This is a genomic window from Neorhizobium sp. CSC1952, from assembly GCF_030378245.1.
GTDB classification, from domain to species: domain Bacteria; phylum Pseudomonadota; class Alphaproteobacteria; order Rhizobiales; family Rhizobiaceae; genus Neorhizobium; species Neorhizobium oryzae_A.
In genome coordinates, this window is record NZ_CP128416.1 from 2117291 (window position 1) to 2137497 (window position 20207).

Below are 20207 nucleotides of genomic sequence, written 5' to 3' on the forward strand. Positions count from 1 at the left end.
ATCTTCATGAAAATCAACGGCGCCGCATGCGGAGTTTTCGTTGACAAGCCTTTGCGTACATTAAAAACTGCTTTTATCCGGTGGCAGCCTGCACTGGCGCCCGGTGCAGATCAAAAGTGTTACGGCGTCCTTTGCGCGTCACAATTGACGCGCGGCGGCTTAGGGAGGGGACATCGATGTCTAGGCGCGTCTTTTTCGGCCTTTCTGCTCTTCTTATTTCCGCATTCGCTTCGGTCTCGCCCCTATCGGCGGCTGAGCGTCGTATCGAGACCACGCAGGATGGCGATTATCTCGGCTTCGATCTCCGGACCGTGAAAAATGTGAGCCAGCCGCAGTGCGAGGCGGCCTGCATCGGAGACAACACCTGCAGGGCGTTCACCTACAATACCAAGGCAAAGTGGTGCTTCTTGAAATCGGATTACGGTCCGCTCAACACGTTCCCGGGTGCGGTTGCAGGCAAGATCGTCGAAGTGGCCGCCGAACCGGATATCGGCGCTCCGCCGAAACTGGCATTCCTTTCCGAAGACCTGCTGCAGCAGGCGCGCGAGCAGAAGAGCGGGCTTGCGCTCGGAGACAACCAGCAGGGTTACGGCGTCGAGAACCTGAAGACCATTGCCCAGAACGAACTCCTCGCCGGCAATGTCGATACGGCGATTTACAATTTCAAAGGCGCGCTTTCGATCACGCCCGACGACGGCGCACTCTGGATCGAGCTGTCGCGCGCTGCCGGCACGGCGAACGATAACAGCAGCGCCGCTTCCGAAGGAACGCTTGCCGCGATCAACGGCTACGAACTTTCCCGCACGACGCAGAACCGCGCCGATGCGCTCGCGGTTCTGGCCGCAGCGCTTGCGAAGCAGGAGAATTACCGCGCCGCGCTGAATGCCTACAAGGCAAGCCTTGCGCTGGTGAATGCCCGGATGGTCCAGGCCGCCTATAACGATTTGCGCGAACGCCAGGGTTTTCGCGTAACCGGCAATACCGTCGATGCAGACAGCGCCAATCCGCGCGCCTGCGTGCAATTCTCCGAACCGCTGGTGAAAGCGGGCGTCGACTACGCACCCTTCGTGGTGCTCGATGGCCAGGCTCCGAAGGCGATGGAAGCCAAGGACAACCAGATCTGTGTCGAGGGCCTCACCCATGGCCAGCGCTACAAGCTTTCTCTTCGCCGCGGCCTGCCGTCCTCCGTCGACGAACCGCTGGTCGCTCAGGTCGATATCGACATCTACGTCAAGGACCGCTCTCCGACGGTGCGGTTTACCGGCGACAGTTTCGTGCTGCCGTCGACCGCTCGCCGCGGCATCCCGATCGTTTCGGTCAATACGGAAAAGGCGGATCTGAAACTCTACCGGGTCGGCGACCGCAACATTGCTTCGCTGCTCGCCAATTCGCAGTTCCTCACCCAGATGGACGGCTACAATGCCAGCCAGATCGAGCAGCAGAGCGGCGAGCTCGTCTGGCAGGGTACGATCGATATCACCCAGGATCTGAACAAGGACGTGGTGACGAGCTTTCCGGTCGATGAGGCGCTGCCGACCCGCAAGCCGGGCGTCTATATGCTCACGGCTGCCGCTTCGAATGCGGTCACCCAGGAGTGGGACAGCAAGGCCACCCAGTGGTTCGTCGTTTCGGATATCGGGCTTACCACCTATGCCGGCACGGACGGGCTGCATGTCTTTGCCCGTTCGCTCGGCTCCGCCAGGCCGATCGCCGGTATCGACCTGCAGCTTCTCGCCAAGAACAACGAAATTCTCGGCACGGCAAAGACCGATGCAGACGGCCGCGCGATCTTCACAGCGGGGCTGATGCGCGGCACGGCGGCGATGGTGCCGGCCGTATTGACGGCTCAAAACAACGGCCAGGATTATGTCTTTCTCGACATGACCCGCGCCGGCTTCGATCTGTCCGATCGCGGGGTGACCGGCCGGCCGGCACCGGGCGCGATCGACATCCTACCGTGGACCGAGCGCGGCATCTATCGTCCGGGCGAAACGGTGCATGCGAGCGCGCTCGCCCGCAATATCGATGCGACAGCAATCGAAAACCTGCCGCTCACCTTCGTCTTCCTGCGGCCGGACGGCGTCGAAGACCGGCGCATGGTGGAGAACGGCTCGCTCGGCGGTTATGCGCTCGACCTGCCGCTGCTCGAGACCGCCATGCGCGGCACCTGGACCATGCAGATATTCACCGATCCGAAAGGCTCGGCGATCGGCGAGAAGACATTCCTGGTCGATGATTTCGTGCCGGACCGCATCGAATTCGACATGACGAGCGAGGCGAAGCAGATCGAGGCGGGCCAGCCCGTGCCGGTCCATGTCGAAGGGCGCTTCCTCTACGGCGCGCCGGCTGCAGGCCTCAACCTCGAAGGCGAGATCGCGCTGAAGCCGACGCGCGCGAATGCCGCTTTCCCCGGTTACCAGTTCGGCCTCGCCGACGAGGAGGAGACGGAAACGGTACGCATCCCGCTCGATGCGCTGGAGCCGACCGATGAGGAAGGCAAGGCGGTTTTCGATGCGGATGTCAGCGAGGTGCCGTCGACGACCCAGCTCGTCGATGCCGATATCGTCGTGCGCATGCAGGAGGCTGGCGGCCGCGCGGTCGAGCGTTCGCTCACTCTTCCCATCAAGCCTGACGGCCCCCGCATCGGCATCAAGCCGGAGTTTTCAGGCGACCTGGCCGAGAACTCGGTCGGCAATTTCACCGTCATCGTGGTTGATCCGGACGGCAGGAAACAGACGATACAGGGCCTGCCCTGGAAGCTGATCAAGATCGATCGGGATTACCAGTGGTATCGCGATGGCTCCTCCTGGCGCTTCGAGCCGGTGACCCGCACCAGCCAGATCGCGAACGGGACGGTCGATGTTTCTGCCGACGGCGGCAGGATTGCAGTTCCGGTCAACTGGGGCCGTTACCGTCTCGAAATCGAGACGGCCGATATCGGCGGACCTGCTTCGAGCGTCGAATTCGACGCGGGCTGGTTCGTGACCGCGACCTCGACCGAAACGCCGGATGCGCTGGAAATCGCGCTCGACAAGCCGAGCTACAAGATCGGCGAGACCGCCAAACTGAAGGTTTCCTCGCGTTATGCCGGTGAGCTGATGGTCACCTCCGGTTCCGAGGACCTGATTTCGGTGCAGAACGCCAGCATCGGTCAGAGCGGCGGCGAGGTCGAGATTCCCGTCACTGCCGATTGGGGTGCCGGATCTTACGTCACGGCGACGCTTTATCGTCCCGGCGAGGCCCAGGAAAGCCGCATGCCGATGCGCGCCATCGGCATTACCTGGCTGAAGGTCGATCCGGAAAGCCGCGACCTGCAGGTCTCGATCGATGCGCCGGAAAAAACATTGCCGCGTCAGCCTCTCGATATTTCCCTGCAGGTGGCGGGAGCGGGTGCCAACGAGGACGCCTATGTGACCGTTGCCGCGGTGGATGTCGGCATCCTCAATCTGACGCGTTACGAGCCGCCCGCGCCGGACGACTGGTATTTCGGCCAGCGGCGCCTGGGTCTCGAAATCCGCGATCTCTACGGCCGGCTGATCGACGGTTCGCTCGGCGCGACCGGGCGGCTGCGCACCGGCGGTGACGGCGGCAGCGTGGCGCTGCAGGGCAGTCCGCCGAAGGAAAAGCTCGTCGCCTTCTTTTCAGGCGTGGTGAAGCTGGATGCCGAGGGCAAGGCGAATGTCTCCTTCGACATACCGCAGTTCAACGGCACGGCGCGTGTCATGGCCGTCGCCTGGTCGAAGACCGGCGTCGGGCACGGCGTGAAGGACGTGGTGGTCCGCGATCCCATCGTGGTCACGGCCAGCCTGCCGCGCTTCCTGGCGCCCGGCGACCGAAGCAACTTGCGTCTCGATATCGCCAATACGGATGCGCCGGCGGGCGATTATCAGCTCGCCGTGACCACCAGCGATGCCGTCTCTGTCGATCAGGCCGGTTCCGAGAGCCTGGCGCTTGCGGCGGGCGGCAAGGCGAATATCACCCTGCCGATCTCCGGTGTCGAGCCGGGCGACGGCACCGTGTCGATCCGTCTGTCGAATGCTTCCGGCCTCTCGCTGGAGCAGGTGCTCGACATTCCGGTTCGTCCGGCCGCCATGCCGGTCACCGCGCGGCGGCTCGTCGAGCTGCGTCCGGGCGCAAGCGTGACGGTCGATTCCAACCTGCTCGCCGACAGCATTCTGCCCGGCGCCTCCGTCAGCGTGAATGTCAGCCGTTCCAACGCGTTCGACATTCCGGCGCTGCTGATGAGCCTCAGCCGCTATCCCTATGGCTGCGCCGAGCAGACGACCAGCCGCGCATTGCCGCTCCTCTATCTCAGCGAGATGGCGGTGCAAAATGGCCTGGCGGACGATGCCGAGGTCAGGAAGCGAGTGCAGGATGCGATCTATCGCGTGCTTTCCTATCAATCCTCCGCCGGCAGTTTCGGCCTCTGGGCTCCGGGCGGCGGCGATCTGTGGCTCGATTCCTATGTGACGGACTTCCTTTCCCGCGCCCGCGAGCAGGGATACGAGGTGCCGGAACAGGCGCTGGTGCAGGCGCTTGAAAGTCTCCAGAATTCCTTGAGCTATACCAACAACGTCAAGGATCAGGGCAACGAGATCGCCTATGCGCTCTATGTGCTCGCCCGCAACCGCAAGGCCGCGATCAGCGATCTGCGCTACTATGCGGACACGGCGCTCAACGACTTCCCGACCCCGCTCGCCAAGGCGCATATCGCTGCGGCGCTCTCGCTCTATGGCGATGCCCAGCGCTCGCGGAGCATCTTTGCGGATTCCCTGCAGATGTCGGAACAGGCGCAGATCCACAAGGTGAGCCTGGTCCGCTCCGACTACGGCTCGTCGCTGCGCGATGGCGCGGCGGTTCTGGCGCTTGCGGCCGAAAGCCGGCCGGTGCCGCCGATCGTGCCGGCGCTGGCGGATATCGTCGCCAAGGAATGGAGCGCCAAGAAATATACCAGCACCCAGGAACAGACCTGGATGCTGCTTGCCGCCCGCGCCCTGCAGAGCGGCGACGATAACCTGCGGCTCAACGTCAATGGGGCCGACCATCGCGGCACGCTGATGTCGCAGATGACCGGCGATGCGCTGATCGACCATCCCGTCACCATCCGCAATGACAGCGGCGATCCGCTGTCAGCGGCGATCACGACGGTCGCGGCACCTTCCCAGCCTCTGCCGGCTGGCGGTGACGGTTTCGAGATCACCCGCACCTACTACAATATGGCCGGCGAAGAGGTGAATGTCAGCGAGGCGCAGCAGAACGAACGCTATGTCGTGGTACTGAACATCAACGAGACCAACGAATGGCCGTCGCGTATCGTCGTCACCGACCTCTTGCCGGCCGGTTTCGAGATCGACAATCCGAGCATCGTCAACAGCGCCAATCTTTCCAATTTCGACTGGATAGAGGAAGTGCAGGCGGCGCATACGGAATTCCGCAACGACCGTTTCGTCGCGGCCTTCGACCGCAGCGCCGGCGACAATCGCCAGATCACGCTGGCCTACGTCGTCCGCGCCGTGACGCCGGGCGTCTATGACCATCCGGCAGCACAGGTGGAGGACATGTATCGTCCGCAATTCTCCGCGCGCACCGCGACGGGTAAGATGGAGGTGGTCGCTGCTCAATAAGCGGTGGTCCAGACTTCGATGAAGCAGAGGTGGAAGCTCTCGATCGGTCTCGGCATCGGCCTTGTCTTCGTGGCGGGGCTGGTCCTTGGTCTCGATGCCGCGGACAGGGCCTTTCCCCCGCCGCTCGAAAAGGCGCAGGTCGTCTCGCCGGAAGTGCTGGATGCGGACGGCGAACTGTTGCGCGCCTTCGCGACGCCTGAAGGCCGCTGGCGGCTGAAGACCGCGGTGGAGGATGTCGATCCGCGTTTCCTGAAAATGCTCGTCGCCTACGAGGACCGGCGCTTCTGGGATCATGGTGGTGTCGATCCGCTGGCTCTCGGCCGTGCCGTTCTACAGCTCGTCACCAATGGCCGCATCGTCTCGGGCGCCTCGACGCTCTCCATGCAGGTGGCGCGGCTGATCGAACCGCGCGAGACCCGTTCAATGTCCGCAAAGCTGCTGCAGCTTGCCCGCGCCGTCCAGATCGAACGACGGCTGAGCAAGCAGGAAATCCTTCAGCTTTACCTCACCCACGCTCCCTATGGCGGCAATCTGGAAGGCGTGCGGGCGGCAAGCCTTGCCTATTTCGGCAAGGAGCCGCGGCGGCTGACCGTTGCGGAGGCCGCTTTGCTTGTCGCCCTGCCGCAGTCTCCGGAAAGCCGGCGGCCGGATCGGCATGTCGAAGCCGCCAAGACGGCACGCGAACGGGTACTCGTGCGTTCCGCGGTCACGGATGTGTTGGGAGACGGCGAGGCGGACCGGGCGGCAGGTGATGCCGTTCCCACCCGTCGCCTGCAATTGCCCGCCTATGCGGCGCATCTCGCGGAGGCGGCGATCCGCAAGCAGCCCAAGGCCGGAGAATACAGGACGACGCTCAAGCGTAGCATTCAGCAGGGATTGGAGCAGGTTGCGAGAGAGGCCTCGGCCAAGCTCGCGCCGAAGGTGTCGCTTGCCATGGTGATGGCGGATGTGACGACCGGCGCGATCGTCGGCGAAGTGGGCTCAGCCGATTATTTTGATGCCGGCCGCTCCGGCTGGATCGACATGACGCGCGTCTACCGTTCGCCGGGCTCGACCTTGAAGCCGTTCATCTACGGGCTCGCCTTCGAACAAGGCCTGGTGTCACAGGAAACGATCATCGAGGACCGGCCGGCGGACTTCTTCGGCTATCGCCCGAAGAATTTCGACATGAGCTATCAGGGCGACGTCAGCGTGAGGCAGGCCTTGCAATTGTCGCTCAACGTGCCGGCGGTGCGGCTGCTCGATGCGGTCGGGCCGTCGCGGCTGATGATCCGCTTTCGCCGTGCCGAAGTGCGGCCGGTCCTGCCGCCCAACGAAGCGCCGGGATTGGCGATCGGCCTCGGCGGCGTCGGCATCACGCTCAAGGAGCTGGTGCAGGCCTATGCGGCACTCGCCAACCGGGGGGAACCGGTCAGGCTCGGCAACGGCATCGAAGAGCAGCCGGGCATGATCGACGGCGAACCTTTGCTGGAGCCGCAGGCGGTCTGGAATGTCGCGGACATCCTTTCCGATGTCTTGCCGCCGCAGGGCAGCCGGCGGCTCGGCATCGCCTACAAGACCGGCACGAGCTACGGCTATCGCGACGCCTGGTCGGCGGGTTTCGACGGGCGATACGTGCTGGGCGTCTGGGTCGGCCGGCCGGATAACGGCGCGGTGCCGGGCATTGCCGGCTACCAGACGGCAGCGCCGATCCTCTTCGAAGCCTTCTCTAAATCCGGCGTGCCGATCACGCCGCTGCCAGCCGCGCCGGCAGGCGCAATGCGTCTCGCCCAATCCGACCTTCCTATCAGCCAGCGGCGGTTCTCCATGACGGCAAGCGGGCTGATTTCCGCCTCCGCACGCGAGCCGGCACCGCAGATCGTCTATCCTCCGGAAGGAGCCCGGGTCGATCTCGGTGCGCGCTTGGGCGATATCTCACCGCTGGTGCTGAAGCTCCAGGGGGGACGTGCTCCGTTCCGCTGGCTCGCGAACGGCAGGCCGCTCAATGAGCTCTCCCGCCGCCGCACCAGTGAGTGGACGCCTGATGGAGCCGGCTATTCGACGCTGACGGTGATCGACGCCGCAGGGCGAGCCGCCAGCGTCAGGGTTTTCGTGGAATAGGGCGGCCGACCCAAAAGCGTGAGGCGGCTTTCGGTCGGCCGCTCACAAAGTCAGGCGGCTGTTGCCGCCTTTTTCCTGGCGATGCGAGCACGGATGGATTCGATATCCGCACGTGGGGTCGCCGCAAACAGCGTACGGGTATATTCGTGCTTCGGGTCCGAGAAGACCTCGTCGCGCGTGCCGTATTCCACCGCCTCGCCGAAATACATCACCATCACCTCGTCGGCGATATAACGTACCACGGACAAGTCGTGGCTGATGAAGACATAGGTGAGGCCGAATTCATCCTGCAGATCGGCGAGCAGGTTCAGAACCTGCGCCTGGACAGACAGATCGAGCGCCGAGACCGGCTCGTCCAGGACCAGCAGCTTCGGGTTCATCATCAGCGCACGGGCAATGGCGATACGCTGGCGCTGGCCGCCGGAAAACATGTGCGGGTAGCGGTTGTAATGCTCCGGACCGAGGCCGACCTTCTTCAGCATTTCGGTGGCCCGGTCGCGCCGCTCGCCGGCCGGCATGCTCGTGTTGATCGCCAGAGGCTCGCCGAGCACATCGCCGATCTTCTGGCGCGGATTGAGCGAGCCGTAGGGATTCTGAAAGACGATCTGCACCTTCTGGCGCATTTCCTGGGTCAGATGGCCGGGGCGCGTATCCACCTTCTGGCCGTCGATCAAGAGATCGCCGGATGTGGGCTCGTCGATGAAGGTCAGCATGCGGGCGAGCGTAGACTTGCCGCAGCCGGATTCGCCGACGATCGCCAGCGTCTTGCCGCGCTCCAGCTTGAAGGAGACGCCCTTCACCGCGTGGATGATCTTCTTCGGCTTGAAGAGGCTGCCGGGCAGTTCGTAATCGCGCTTGATGTCGCGCACTTCGAGCATGGTGTTGTCGGTCAGGGTATCGTTCATGCGCGTGCCTCCGGGGCGGGTTCCGGATTGCCATCGAAGAAGGCGGAAACGGTGGTCAGGCGGTCGCCGGTGGCGTTTTCCGGCAGAGCCGCCAGCAGCGCCTTCGTGTAATTGCTTTTCGGGCTTTCGAAGAGGGAGAGAACGTCGGCTTCCTCCATCTTGCGGCCTTTGTATTGCACGACGACGCGGTCGGCGGTTTCAGCCACGACGCCCATGTCGTGGGTGATCATGATGAGGCCCATGCCGTTCTTCGCCTGCAGCGACATGATGAGATCGAGAATCTGCTTCTGGATCGTCACGTCGAGCGCGGTCGTCGGCTCGTCGGCAATGAGGAGCTTCGGGTTGCAGGCGATCGCGATCGCGATCATCACGCGCTGGCACTGACCGCCCGACATCTGGTGCGGGAAATGGTTGAGCCGCTCCTCCGGGTTCGGCAGGCCGACCTGCTTGAACAGTTCGATCGCGCGGGCGCGGCGGGCCTTCTTATCGAGGCTGAGATGGATGCGCAGCACTTCCTCGATCTGGAAGCCGACCGTGAAGCAGGGGTTCAGGCTGGCGATCGGCTCCTGGAAGATCATGGCGATATCCTTGCCGATCAGCTTGCGGCGGTCGGCCGGGCTGATCCCCTGGATGTCGCGGCCCTCGAAGAGCATACGGTCGGCGGTGATCTTCGCGGTCCAGGGCAGGAGCCCCATGACGGCGAGCATGGCGACGGATTTTCCGGAGCCGGATTCGCCGACGATCGCGAGCACTTCGCCCTTCTCGACGGACAGCGACACGCCGTCGACGGCCTTGAACCAGCCGGTCGCGGTTTCGAATTCCACGGTCAGGTTGTCTATTTGCAGAAGCGCCATGATCAGGACCTCTTCAGTTTTGGGTCGAGCGCATCGCGCAGGCCGTCGCCCATCAGGTTGATGGCGAGGACGGTGATGAGGATCGCAAGGCCGGGGAAGGTGACGACCCACCAGGCGCGCAGGATGAACTCGCGGGCTTCGGCAAGCATCGTGCCCCATTCCGGCGCGGGCGGCTGGGCGCCCATGCCGAGGAAGCCGAGCGCTGCCGCATCGAGGATCGCGTTCGAGAAAGAGAGTGTCGCCTGGACGATCAGCGGCGCGGTGCAGTTCGGCAGGATGGTGCGGAACATCAGGCGCAGCGGGCCGGCGCCGGCAAGGCGGGCGGCGGTCACGTAGTCGCGGGTCTTCTCGGCCATGACGGCGGCGCGGGTGAGGCGCACGAAATGCGGCTGCAGGGTGAGCGCGATGGCGATCATGCCGTTGGTCAGGCTGGGGCCGAGGATCGCGACGAGAACCAGGGCGAGCAGCAGAGACGGGAAGGCAAGGATGATGTCCATCAGGCGCATGATGACGGTATCGATCCAGCCGCGGTAATAGCCGGCAATCAGGCCGACGAGGATGCCGCCGGTAAGCGACAGCGTCGTGACGAAAACACCGATGAACAGCGAATACTGCGCCCCATAGATCAAGCGCGAGAGGATGTCGCGGCCAACCGGATCGGTACCGAGGAGATAGCCGGCGCGACCGCCTTCGGTCCAGATCGGCGGAACCAGCACGGCATCACGATACTGTTCGAAGGGCGAATGCGGCGCGATGAGCGGCGCGAACACGGCGACCAGGACGAGCAGCAGGAAAACGAAGAGGCCTATGACGGCGCCGCGGTTTTCGGAGAAATAGAACCAGAATTCCTTCAGCATCTGGCGGCGCATGGCGGAGCTGGAAACCGGCTCCTGCGTCCCGCTGCTGGCTTTGTCGATAATGGCATCGGCCATGGGATTTTCTCCTTCTTAGTGCCGGATACGGGGGTTGATCAGGCCATAGAGCAGATCAACGATGAGGTTGACGAGCATGATGATACCCGCGATGAGCAGCAGGCCGCCCTGGATGACCGGGTAATCTCGGCGGAAGACGCTGTCGACCATCCACTTGCCGATACCCGGCCAGGAGAAGATCGTTTCGGTGAGGATGGCGCCGGCAAGCATGACGCCGATCTGCAGGCCGATCGTGGTGATGACCGGGATCATCGCGTTGCGCAGGGCATGGATGCCGACGACGCGGAAGGGGGAGAGACCCTTGGCGCGGGCGGTGCGGACATAGTCTTCCGACAGCACTTCCAGCATGGCCGAGCGCGTCTGGCGGGCGATGACCGCAAGCGGAATGGTGGCAAGCACGATCGAGGGCAGCGCCAGGTGGCTGAGCGCGGAGGCGAAGGCTCCCTTCTGGCCGGAGAGCAGCGAGTCGATCAGCATGAAGCCCGTGACCGGCGGAAAGAAGAACATCAGCGAAATGCGGCCCGACACCGGCGCCCATTGCAGAATGCCGGAAAACAGGATGATCAGCAGCAGACCCCACCAGAAGATCGGCATGGAATAACCGACGAGCGCAATGCCCATCAGTCCCTGATCGAAGATCGAGCCGCGCTTGATCGCTGCGATGACGCCCGCCGGAATGCCGAGAACGATCGCGATGACGATGGCGCAGAAGGAAAGTTCGACGGTCGCCGGAAAGAGCGCCCAGAACTGGTCGAGGATCGGCTGTTTGGAAACGATCGAGGAACCGAAGTCTCCCGTCAGCACCCCGCCCAGATAATCCAGATACTGGATCACCAGCGGCCGGTCGAGACCGAGCTGATGGCTGATCAGCGCATGACGCTCGGGGGACATGACACGCTCTCCGGAGAGCAGAGCGACAGGATCGCCGGGCAACAATCGGATAAAGGAAAAGGCGATGATCGAGACCCCGATGAAAGTCGGGATCAACACGGCAAGGCGCCGCAAAAGGAAGCCAAACATTCTAAAACCTTCGGTGGGTTTTGGTTCTTGACCGATTCAGGGCCTGTCAAGCCATGAAAACGGCAATCACGGCGTCTCCGCCACATTTTTCGGCGTCTCATAAGAAAATGCCGCGGGAAACGCAACGCGTCCCGCGGCAAAAACATCGTGAACCGACAATTACTCGGCGATGTCGACCGCTTCGAAGGTGAAGTCGCCGAGCGGGCTCTGGGTAAAGCCGGTCACGCCCTTGCGCATCGGAACGACCGCGAGGGAGTGGTCGAGGGTCGCCCAGGGAGCTTCAGCCTTGAAGACCGTCTGCGCCTGTTCGTAGAGCTTGGTACGCTCGGCCTGGTCGGAGGTGACCTTGGCCTTCTTCACCAGATCGTCGAACTCCTTGTTGCACCACTGAGCGCGGTTGTTGCCGCCGACGGCGTCGCAACCAAGCAGGGTGTCGAGGAAGTTGTCCGGGTCGCCGTTGTCGCCGGTCCAGCCCATGATGGCGGCGCCATCGCGATCCTTGGCCTTGGAGCGATCGAGATATTCGGCCCATTCGTAGGAGACGATCTCGACCTTGACGCCGATCTTGGCGAAATCATCCTGGATGATTTCAGCAGCGCGGCGGGCGTTCAGCATGTAGGGACGAGAGACCGGCATGGCCCAGACCTTCATGGAGAGGTCCTTGACGCCTGCATCGGCGAGCATCTTCTTGGCTGCTTCGAGGTCGTATGTGTCGTCCTGGGTGGACTTGTTGTAGGACCACATGGTCGGCGGGATCGGGTTGACGGCCGGGGTCGCCATGCCCTGGAAGACTGCGTCCACGATTGCCTGCTTGTTGATCGCCTTGTTCAGCGCCTTGCGGACTTCGACCTTGTCGAAGGGAGCCTGGGTCGTGTTGTAGGCGAGGTAGGCGACGTTCAGGCCTTCCTGCTCAAGGACGGTCAGGTTCGGATCAGCCTTCATGGAGTCGACGTCGGCGGCGTTCGGATACGGCATCAGGTGGCATTCGCCGGCCTTCAGCTTCTGGTAACGAACGGCGGCATCCGTGGTGATGGCGAAGACGAGATCGTCGATCTTCGGTGCGGTGCCCCAGAAATCGGCGTTCTTCTTGTAGCGGATGACGGCATCCTGCTGGTAACCGATGAAGGTGAACGGGCCGGTACCGACCGGCATCTGGTTCAGCTGTTCCTTCTTGCCTTGCTGATCGAGGCTGTCGGCATATTCCTTCGACAGGATCGAGGCGAAAGGCATGGCGAGGTTGGCGAGGAACGGCGCTTCCGGGCGGTTCAGCGTGAATTTGACGGTCAGGTCATCGACCTTTTCGACCGATTTGATCAGCTTCGGAAAACCCATGCCTTCGGCATATTCCCAGGAGGTGCCGGCAACATAGGTGTGCCACGGATCGTCCGTCTTGATCTGGCGGCCGATCGAGAAGACGACGTCATCGGCGTTCAAGTTCCGGCTCGGAGTGAAGAAGTCGGTCGTCTGGAACTTCACGCCGTCGCGCAGCTTGAAGGTATAGACGGTGCCATCCTCGGAGATTTCCCAGCTTTCGGCGAGACCCGGCTCCGGCTGCGTCGTGCCCGGCTTGAACTCGAGCAGGCGGTTGTAGACCGGGTGTGCCGAGGCATCGAACGTCGTGCCGGCGGTGTAGAGGCCCGGATCGAAGCCTTCCGGGGAACCTTCGGAGCAATAAACGAAGGTCTTGGCGCTGGCTGCGCCCGCGAAGAACGTTGCCGACAGCAGCGCTGCGGCGAGAGTGAGCTTGTATTTCATATTGGTCTCCCAATGACCTGTGGCCGACTTAACGCCCGGCCCGGTTGATTTCAGTTAATATGGCGCGCTCCCTTGCGCCCCAAGTCTGATATTCTTGTTGTCACCTCCTGGCCGGCAAATCCGAATGCTGCCGGCTTCGTATCCATTTCTCCCGGCGGGTCCGCGTCGGTTTCAAGCCGCGCACGTCCCTTTATATTGAAGCCGATCAAGGCTCCGCACCCGCTTCATTTTTGGAAAATTTTCACAAATTCGGCCGAATCCCTGGTAACTTCTTATTGTTTTCGGCTCGTTCCTTGGACTTTGCCGGCGGGCCGTGGCGCGGGAGCATAGCGATTATGATCCGGTTGTCGAGATGCTAACATTCGCGTCTTGATCACATCCGCATTCCCATTGCACAACATATCCGCATTGCCGATTTTTGCTGCATTGCCATCGGGCGAGAATGGAGTACGTTTCGGGCCTTCCGAACAGCATTTATGCATCGAGGCAACGATTTCATGACCGCAGGCAATTCCAATCTCCCCCTCGTTTGGGATTTCATCGACCGCAAGAAAGAGGTTTTCACCGAGCTTGCGGACCGCGTTTGGGAGACGCCGGAAACCTGCTACATGGAGAAGCTTTCGGCTGCCGCACACCGGGAGATGCTGGAAACCCAGGGCTTCAGGATAACCGAAAACGTCGCCGGCATTCCAACCGCGCTGATCGGCGAGGCGGGGAAGAGCGGCCCGGTGATCGCGTTCCTCGGCGAATACGACGCTTTGGCGGGTCTCAGCCAGCAGGCGGGCATCGCCCATAACGAGCCGCTCGTCGCAGGCGCGAACGGTCACGGCTGCGGCCACAACCTTCTTGGCTCGGCATCGCTTCTCGCGGCAACCGCATTGAAGGACTGGCTGGAAAAGACGGGAACCCCCGGCCGCGTGCGCTATTACGGCTGCCCGGCGGAAGAGGGTGGGGCTGCGAAAGCCTTCATGGTTCGTGCCGGCGCATTCGAGGATGTCGATATTGCGATCAGCTGGCACCCGAGCAATTTCGCCGGCGTGCAGCGGGAAACCTCGCTTGCCAATTGCCGCATCGATTTCACCTTCACCGGCCGCGCCTCTCATGCATCCGCGGTGCCGGAACTTGGCCGCAGTGCGCTCGACGCCGTCGAACTGATGAGTGTCGGTGTCAATTATATGCGCGAACACATGCCGTCCGATTGCCGCATCCATTATGCGGTGCTCGATGCCGGCGGCATCTCGCCGAACGTCGTGCAGGCGCATGCCAAGGTGCGCTACGTGGTGCGGTCACCGGAATTGCCGGGCCTTCTTGCGCTCATAGAGCGGGTGAAGAAAGTTGCCGAAGGCGCGGCACTGATGACCGAGACGAAGGTCGAAAGCACGATCCTTGCGGGCGTCTCCAACCTCATCGTCAACACGCCGCTGATGGACGTGATGCAGGATGTCTGGGACAGCATGGGGCCGCCCCCTTTCGACGATGCCGATATCGCCTTCGCCGAGAAGATCCGCGCGACTTTGACGCCCGAGGACATCGCGGCGAGCTGGAACCAGGAGCGCCTGGAGCAAAGGGATATCCCGCTTGCGGACTTCATCCTGCCGGCTCACAACGAGGTGCGGCAGATGGGCGGCTCGACGGATGTCGGCGACGTGAGCTGGGTCGTGCCGACCGTTCAGGCTTACGGCGCGACGCTCGCCATCGGAACGCAGCTCCATACCTGGCAGGTCGTGGCGCAGGGCAAGAGCCCGCTTGCCCACAAGGGCATGGTTTCCGCCGCTAAGGCCATGGCTGCAACCGGACTTGCGGCGATCGAAAGCGAGCAGCTTCGCGAGGCAGCCTGGGCCGACCTCAAGAAACGGCGCAAGGGACAGGATTATACCAGCCCCATTCCCGCCGGCGCCGAGCCGCCCGTCGCGGCGATGACGCTCAAGTAACCAAAAACATTGATTGAAACGTCAATTGTTTTGAACTCCTGAGGGCGCTGCAACCGGCGATTTGGGCTGTCCAATATCGCCGTTTCCGCCTATGAGATTTCTATGCGCCCGCATGTCTCACAGGAGGTCCGTCGTGACTGTTCAGCCCAATTCCATCGAAGCCCGCGACAAGGCTTACCAGCTTCATTCCTACACCAATGCCCGCGCGCTGGAGCGTGACGGTTCGCTGGTGATCGACCGCGGCGAGGGCGTCTACGTCTACGACAACCATGGCAAGAAATACATCGAGGCGATGGCCGGCCTCTGGAGCGTCGCCGTCGGCTTCGGCGAGAACCGCCTTGTCGAGGCGGCAGCCAGGCAAATGGCGAAACTGCCTTACTATCACACCTTCACCGCCCGCAGTCACGGCCCGTCGATCGAGCTCGCCGAAAAGCTGATCCAGATGGCGCCGGTGCCGATGTCGAAGGCCTACTTCACCAATTCCGGTTCCGAGGCCAACGATACGGCGATGAAGATGGTCTGGTACCGCTCGAACGCGCTCGGCAAGCCGGAAAAGAAGAAGATCATCTCCCGCATCAAGGGGTATCACGGCGTGACGGTCGCCAGCGCCAGCCTGACTGGCCTGCCGAACAATCATCGCTCCTTCGACCTGCCGCTGCCGGGTATCTTCCATACGACCTGCCCGCACTATCGCGTCTTCAAACAGGAAGGCGAAACGGAAGCGGCCTTCGTCGCGCGCTGCGCCAAGGATCTCGAAAACCTGATCCTGAAGGAAGGTCCGGAGACGGTGGCGGCCTTCATCGGCGAGCCGGTCATGGGCGCGGGCGGCGTCATCGTGCCGCCGGCGGGCTATTGGGAGGCGATCCAGAAGGTGTTGAAGAAATACGATATTCTCTTCATCGCCGACGAAGTCATCTGCGGCTTCGGCCGTACCGGCAAGATGTTCGCCACCGAGACCTTCTCGCTGCAGCCGGACATCATCACCCTTTCCAAGCAGATTTCGTCGTCCTACCAGCCGATCTCGGCGCTTCTCATCAACGAGAACGTCTATCAGCCGCTCGCCGATGAATCGGCGAATATCGGCACGTTCGGCCATGGGGTGACCGCGGCCGGCCATCCGGTTGCGGCCGCGGTGGCGCTGGAGAACATCGCGATCATCGAAGAGCGCGATCTCGTCGGCAATGTGCGGGCGCTCGCGCCGAAATTCCAGAGCCGACTGAAAGCGCTGGAGAGCCACCCGCTGGCGATCGAAGCCCGCGGCATCGGCCTGATCGGCGCGCTGGAGTTGAAGCCGCGCGACGGGTTCGCTGCCGGTGAGCTCGGCCCGAAGCTGCTCGCGGTCATGGTGGAGAAAGGGCTCATCTCGCGGGCGATCGGAGACTCGCTGGCGCTCTGCCCGCCGATGATCATCACGGAAGCCCAGGTGGATGCGGTCTTCGACATGTTCGAAGCTTCGCTCGACGCCTTCCAGAAGCAGATCGCCGCCTGACGATCCCGTTGGAGCCGGACTTAAGGTATTGGTTCGGCTCCGATTGCGCAAAACGCCGGCGCGTCTATATTCCGCGTCATGCTTGATCTCGTCGAGACCTACTGGCCGCATATCCTCTTTACCATTTCGGTCGTGGCGGGGACGGCGGCGGCTATCCATGCCGCCATGACGAAGGAAGAGGTCCGCTCCGCGGTCGGCTGGGTCGGCATCATCGTTCTTTCCCCCATCGTCGGCGCGGCTCTTTATCTGATCGCCGGCATCAATCGCATCCGCCGCACCGCCATCAGCGATCGCCGGGCATTGCTGGTGCAGGGCCAGATCCGCGCCGATTTTGCTTCCTACGATGCGACGGACGAGCTTGTAGCCCGGGAATTCGGCCAGCGGTTTCGTGCGATGAAAATCCTCGGCGACCGGGTGACCCACCGCCACCTGACGACCGGAAACACCATCGTGGCGCTCGACACCGGCGACGAGGCCTATGGTGCGATGCTGAAGGCGATCGGCGAGGCGAAGCGGAGCGTCATCCTCGAAACCTATATCTTCGACCGCGACCGCATCGGCGTCCGCTTTGCGGATGCGCTGATTGCCGCCGTCAAGCGGGGCATCGAAGTGCGTGTCCTGATCGATGCGGTCGGCGCGCGGTATTCGGTGCCGAGCATCCTCGGCATGCTCCGGGATGGCGGGGTCACCGTCGACGTGTTCAACGGCAATGTCATCATGGGGCTGCGCCTGCCCTATGCGAACCTTAGAACCCACCGCAAGATTCTCGTTGTGGACGGCAGGGTCGTCTTCACCGGCGGCATGAATATCCGTGAGGGCTTTTCCAGCGAGTTCAGCGGTGACAAATGCTCTTTCGACACTCATTTCAAGGTCACCGGGCCTGTGGTGGCGGATCTTTTCGCAATTGCTGCCGCCGACTGGAAATTCGCCACCGGTGAAACTCTGGAGGGAAAGGGCTGGACGCTCGAACCACCGCATACCGAGCCCGGCGCGCCGGTCATCGTCCGCGCCGTTTCGTCCGGACCGGACCGCAGCGTCGAGACGAACCACAAGATGCTGATGGGCGTCTTTTCTGTGGCGCGCTCCTCCATCCGCATCGTCTCCCCCTATTTCCTGCCGGATCGGGAATTGATCACCGCACTGGTGACCGCCGCGCGGCGCGGCGTCACGGTCGATATCGTCGTGCCCACCGCCAACAATCTCGTGCTGGTCGACCGGGCGATGACCGCTCAGTTCGACCAGATGCTGAAGAACTACTGCCGCATCTGGCGCGCCTCGGGTCCCTTCAACCATTCCAAGCTGATGGCGGTCGATGGCTGCTGGGCCTATGTCGGCTCGTCCAATCTCGATCCGCGGTCGCTTCGCCTCAATTTCGAAGTGGATCTCGAGGTTTTCGACCGTCAATTTGCCGAAGCCCTGGAACGTAGAATCGATCTGGCGATTTCTTCCGCAACCGAAGTCACGCTGGAGGGTTTAAGAGCAAGGCCCTTCCTGGTGCGGCTCATCGAGCGGGTGCTTTGGCTGGGTTCGCCTTATCTTTAGCGCCGGCGCTGGATCATTGGGCGGATTACCTTATAGTTTGTGCATCTGCGAATAATCTCTCAGGACCATGCGGGAAAAACGCCCAACTCTTCCGATAAGCATTCTGACATCGATCCGGGCTCGCAAGAACCGGGGTGCCGGCGCTTCCGAACCCCACGACCGCAGCAAGGGCATGCTGATCGCCTCATACAACGTGCACAAATGCGTGGGCATCGACGGCAGGTTCGATCCGGCCCGTACCAGTCATGTGATCCGCGAAATCGGCGCCGATGTGATCGCGCTGCAGGAGGCCGATACCCGCTTCGGCGAGCGGCGCGGCCTGCTGGATCTTGCGTGGATGGAGCGGGAGACCGGGCTTCTGCCGGTACCGGTCAGCGGTGTGGCAAAGGCGCATGGCTGGCATGGCAACGTGATCCTCTTCCGGGAAGGCCTGGTGCGCGACGTGCATCAGGTGAAGCTGCCGGGGCTTGAGCCGCGCGGTGCGCTGATCACCGAACTGGAACTCGAAGGCGGCCGCACATTCCGGATCATTGCCGCGCATCTCGGCCTCCTCAACCGATCCCGGCACCAGCAGACGCGCATGATCCTCGACATCCTAAGCTCCCGTGATGAGCAGCCGACCGTGCTGATGGGCGACCTCAACGAATGGCGGCTCGGAGACCGCTCCTCGCTGAATACGCTCACGACCGTTTTCGGCCTGCCGACGGCGGTCCCCAGCTTTCCTTCACGGTTGCCGGTGCTGGCGCTCGACCGGATCATGGCGAACCGGCCGGGATTGATCGATACGGTGGAAGCCCATGATACCCCGCTCGCCCGGCTCGCTTCCGATCATCTGCCGATCAAGGCCGTGCTGAAGCTCCGCGTGCTCCCGGCGGCGCAGCAAAGCGCGGCGGGCTGAGAGTATCTCAATCGATCTTTACCGAAGCGGAAACCGCCGATAGGTTGCCGACTGCCCCGCCATTTCCTCAACTGGACCTTCCGCATGACCGATATCGCAATGATCGAAGCCGCACGTGCCCGCCTCGACGGCCACGTGCGCCGCACGCCTTTGCTCTCGTCTCCCTTCCTCGACGAGATCGCCGGACGCCGCATCTTCGTAAAGCCGGAATGCCTGCAGCATACGGGTTCGTTCAAATTCCGCGGTGCCTGGTCGGCTATTTCCGCGCTTTCACCGGAAGTGCGGGTCAAGGGGGTGATCGCCTTCTCTTCCGGCAACCATGCGCAGGGTGTGGCCTTGGCGGCAAAGATGCACCGCATTCCCAGCGTCATCGTCATGCCGTCGGATGCGCCGCGCATCAAGATCGAGAACACGCGCGCCTATGGCGCCGAAGTCGTGCTCTACGATCGTGCCAACGAGGATCGCGACGAAATCGGCGCTCGTCTGTCGAAGGAGCGCGGGCTGACGCTGATCAAGCCGTTCGACGAACCACTGGTCATTGCCGGCCAGGGTACGGCTGGCCTGGAGATCGCGGAGCAGGCGCGGGAAGAAGGCATCGATAAAGCCGACGTGCTTGTGCCGACCGGCGGCGGCGGCTTCATTTCCGGGATCGCGCTGGCGCTCGAGACCAAGGCGTCCGGCTTTCTGGTGCACCCTTGCGAGCCGGAGGGTTTCGACGATGCCACGCGCTCGCTCGCTTCCGGCAGGATCGAGCGGAATGCGACGCAATCGGGGTCGCTCTGCGATGCGATCGTGACGCCGCAGCCGGGCAACATCACCTTTCCCATCATGTCGCGGCTATGCGGTCCGGGTCTCGTCGTCACCGAGGACGAGGCGCTGCATGCCGTAGTGCTTGCCTTCAGCCGCCTGAAGATCGTGGTCGAGCCGGGTGGCGCCGTGGCCCTCGCGGCAGCTCTTTTCCATGGCGAGACACTGGGCGAGACGGTCATCGCCGTCTGCTCCGGCGGCAATATCGACGGCGATATCTTCCGGATGGCGCTCGACCGGCACGGCGGTTGAGCGTATCCCGCCCTTCAGGGGCATAATAAATCGTTAATCTCCGGAATCCTCCGTTAAGAAAAAAGGATTTTCTACGGAACGCATTATCGTGTGGAACA

The 20207-nt window shown here is 62.7% G+C and carries 13 protein-coding genes; 8 read left to right on the forward strand and 5 right to left on the reverse strand.

Annotated elements, in window-relative coordinates; all coding sequences use genetic code 11:
• Positions 1 to 176 precede the first annotated feature (176 nt).
• Both QTA58_RS10495 and pbpC read left to right on the forward strand, forming a co-directional pair.
• Complete coding sequence (locus QTA58_RS10495; protein WP_289672726.1) at positions 177 to 5624, forward strand: alpha-2-macroglobulin family protein; 5448 nt, start codon at positions 177 to 179, stop codon at positions 5622 to 5624.
• Positions 5625 to 5642: 18 nt separating this feature from the next.
• A complete protein-coding gene (gene pbpC / locus QTA58_RS10500) occupies positions 5643 to 7724 on the forward strand; it encodes a penicillin-binding protein 1C (RefSeq protein WP_289672727.1) in 2082 nt (693 codons plus the stop codon).
• Positions 7725 to 7774: 50 nt separating this feature from the next.
• Here the strand turns inward: pbpC and QTA58_RS10505 are convergent, their stop codons facing one another.
• The 4 genes from QTA58_RS10505 to QTA58_RS10520 all read right to left on the reverse strand — a co-directional run bounded on the left by QTA58_RS10505 (position 7775) and on the right by QTA58_RS10520 (position 11375).
• Positions 7775 to 8629: a dipeptide ABC transporter ATP-binding protein gene (locus QTA58_RS10505; RefSeq protein WP_289672728.1), complete on the reverse strand. Its 855-nt coding sequence runs from the start codon at positions 8627 to 8629 to the stop codon at positions 7775 to 7777.
• A complete protein-coding gene (locus tag QTA58_RS10510; protein WP_289672729.1) occupies positions 8626 to 9483 on the reverse strand; it encodes an ABC transporter ATP-binding protein in 858 nt (285 codons plus the stop codon). The genes QTA58_RS10505 and QTA58_RS10510 overlap by 4 nt, the downstream gene beginning before the upstream one ends.
• Positions 9484 to 9485: 2 nt before the next feature.
• Positions 9486 to 10352, reverse strand: a complete 867-nt coding sequence (locus tag QTA58_RS10515; RefSeq protein WP_289673112.1) for an ABC transporter permease subunit — start codon at positions 10350 to 10352, stop codon at positions 9486 to 9488.
• Between the two features lie 78 nt (positions 10353 to 10430).
• On the reverse strand, positions 10431 to 11375 hold the full coding sequence (locus QTA58_RS10520; protein ID WP_289673113.1) for an ABC transporter permease subunit: 945 nt from the start codon (positions 11373 to 11375) through the stop codon (positions 10431 to 10433).
• Here QTA58_RS10520 and QTA58_RS10525 point away from each other — a divergent pair.
• Positions 11274 to 11492 (forward strand): hypothetical protein, encoded by a 219-nt coding sequence (locus tag QTA58_RS10525; RefSeq protein WP_289673363.1) that lies wholly within the window; start codon positions 11274 to 11276, stop codon positions 11490 to 11492. The genes QTA58_RS10520 and QTA58_RS10525 overlap by 102 nt on opposite strands.
• Before the next feature lie 102 nt (positions 11493 to 11594).
• Here the strand turns inward: QTA58_RS10525 and QTA58_RS10530 are convergent, their stop codons facing one another.
• Complete coding sequence (locus tag QTA58_RS10530) at positions 11595 to 13190, reverse strand: ABC transporter substrate-binding protein (protein ID WP_289672730.1); 1596 nt, start codon at positions 13188 to 13190, stop codon at positions 11595 to 11597.
• Between the two features lie 497 nt (positions 13191 to 13687).
• On the opposite strand from QTA58_RS10530, the gene QTA58_RS10535 reads away from it, so the two are divergent.
• From QTA58_RS10535 to QTA58_RS10555, 5 genes are all read left to right on the forward strand, one after another.
• Positions 13688 to 15121 (forward strand): M20 family metallopeptidase, encoded by a 1434-nt coding sequence (locus QTA58_RS10535; protein WP_289672731.1) that lies wholly within the window; start codon positions 13688 to 13690, stop codon positions 15119 to 15121.
• 133 nt (positions 15122 to 15254) lie between these two features.
• Positions 15255 to 16610 carry an aspartate aminotransferase family protein gene (locus QTA58_RS10540; RefSeq protein ID WP_289672732.1) on the forward strand — a complete coding sequence of 452 codons (1356 nt, stop codon included), beginning with the start codon at positions 15255 to 15257 and terminating at the stop codon, positions 16608 to 16610.
• Between the two features lie 78 nt (positions 16611 to 16688).
• The gene (locus tag QTA58_RS10545; protein ID WP_289672733.1) at positions 16689 to 18152 is read left to right on the forward strand and encodes a phosphatidylserine/phosphatidylglycerophosphate/cardiolipin synthase family protein; all 1464 of its coding nucleotides are present in this window, start codon (positions 16689 to 16691) and stop codon (positions 18150 to 18152) included.
• A 67-nt stretch (positions 18153 to 18219) separates the two neighbouring features.
• Positions 18220 to 19050 carry an endonuclease/exonuclease/phosphatase family protein gene (locus QTA58_RS10550; RefSeq protein WP_085419786.1) on the forward strand — a complete coding sequence of 277 codons (831 nt, stop codon included), beginning with the start codon at positions 18220 to 18222 and terminating at the stop codon, positions 19048 to 19050.
• Between the two features lie 84 nt (positions 19051 to 19134).
• Complete coding sequence (locus QTA58_RS10555) at positions 19135 to 20109, forward strand: threonine/serine dehydratase (RefSeq protein WP_289672734.1); 975 nt, start codon at positions 19135 to 19137, stop codon at positions 20107 to 20109.
• Positions 20110 to 20207: the final 98 nt, after the last annotated feature.

What these genes read in the sequence shown, in the direction of transcription:
- QTA58_RS10495 (WP_289672726.1), top strand. Translation starts at nt 177, where the DNA reads ATGTCTAGGCGCGTCTTTTTCGGCCTTTCTGCTCTTCTTATTTCCGCA.
- pbpC (WP_289672727.1), top strand. Translation starts at nt 5,643, where the DNA reads ATGAAGCAGAGGTGGAAGCTCTCGATCGGTCTCGGCATCGGCCTTGTC.
- QTA58_RS10505 (WP_289672728.1), bottom strand. Translation starts at nt 8,629, where the DNA reads ATGAACGATACCCTGACCGACAACACCATGCTCGAAGTGCGCGACATC.
- QTA58_RS10510 (WP_289672729.1), bottom strand. Translation starts at nt 9,483, where the DNA reads ATGGCGCTTCTGCAAATAGACAACCTGACCGTGGAATTCGAAACCGCG.
- QTA58_RS10515 (WP_289673112.1), bottom strand. Translation starts at nt 10,352, where the DNA reads ATGCGCCGCCAGATGCTGAAGGAATTCTGGTTCTATTTCTCCGAAAAC.
- QTA58_RS10525 (WP_289673363.1), top strand. Translation starts at nt 11,274, where the DNA reads ATGGCTGATCAGCGCATGACGCTCGGGGGACATGACACGCTCTCCGGA.
- QTA58_RS10530 (WP_289672730.1), bottom strand. Translation starts at nt 13,190, where the DNA reads ATGAAATACAAGCTCACTCTCGCCGCAGCGCTGCTGTCGGCAACGTTC.
- QTA58_RS10535 (WP_289672731.1), top strand. Translation starts at nt 13,688, where the DNA reads ATGACCGCAGGCAATTCCAATCTCCCCCTCGTTTGGGATTTCATCGAC.
- QTA58_RS10545 (WP_289672733.1), top strand. Translation starts at nt 16,689, where the DNA reads ATGCTTGATCTCGTCGAGACCTACTGGCCGCATATCCTCTTTACCATT.
- QTA58_RS10550 (WP_085419786.1), top strand. Translation starts at nt 18,220, where the DNA reads ATGCGGGAAAAACGCCCAACTCTTCCGATAAGCATTCTGACATCGATC.
- QTA58_RS10555 (WP_289672734.1), top strand. Translation starts at nt 19,135, where the DNA reads ATGACCGATATCGCAATGATCGAAGCCGCACGTGCCCGCCTCGACGGC.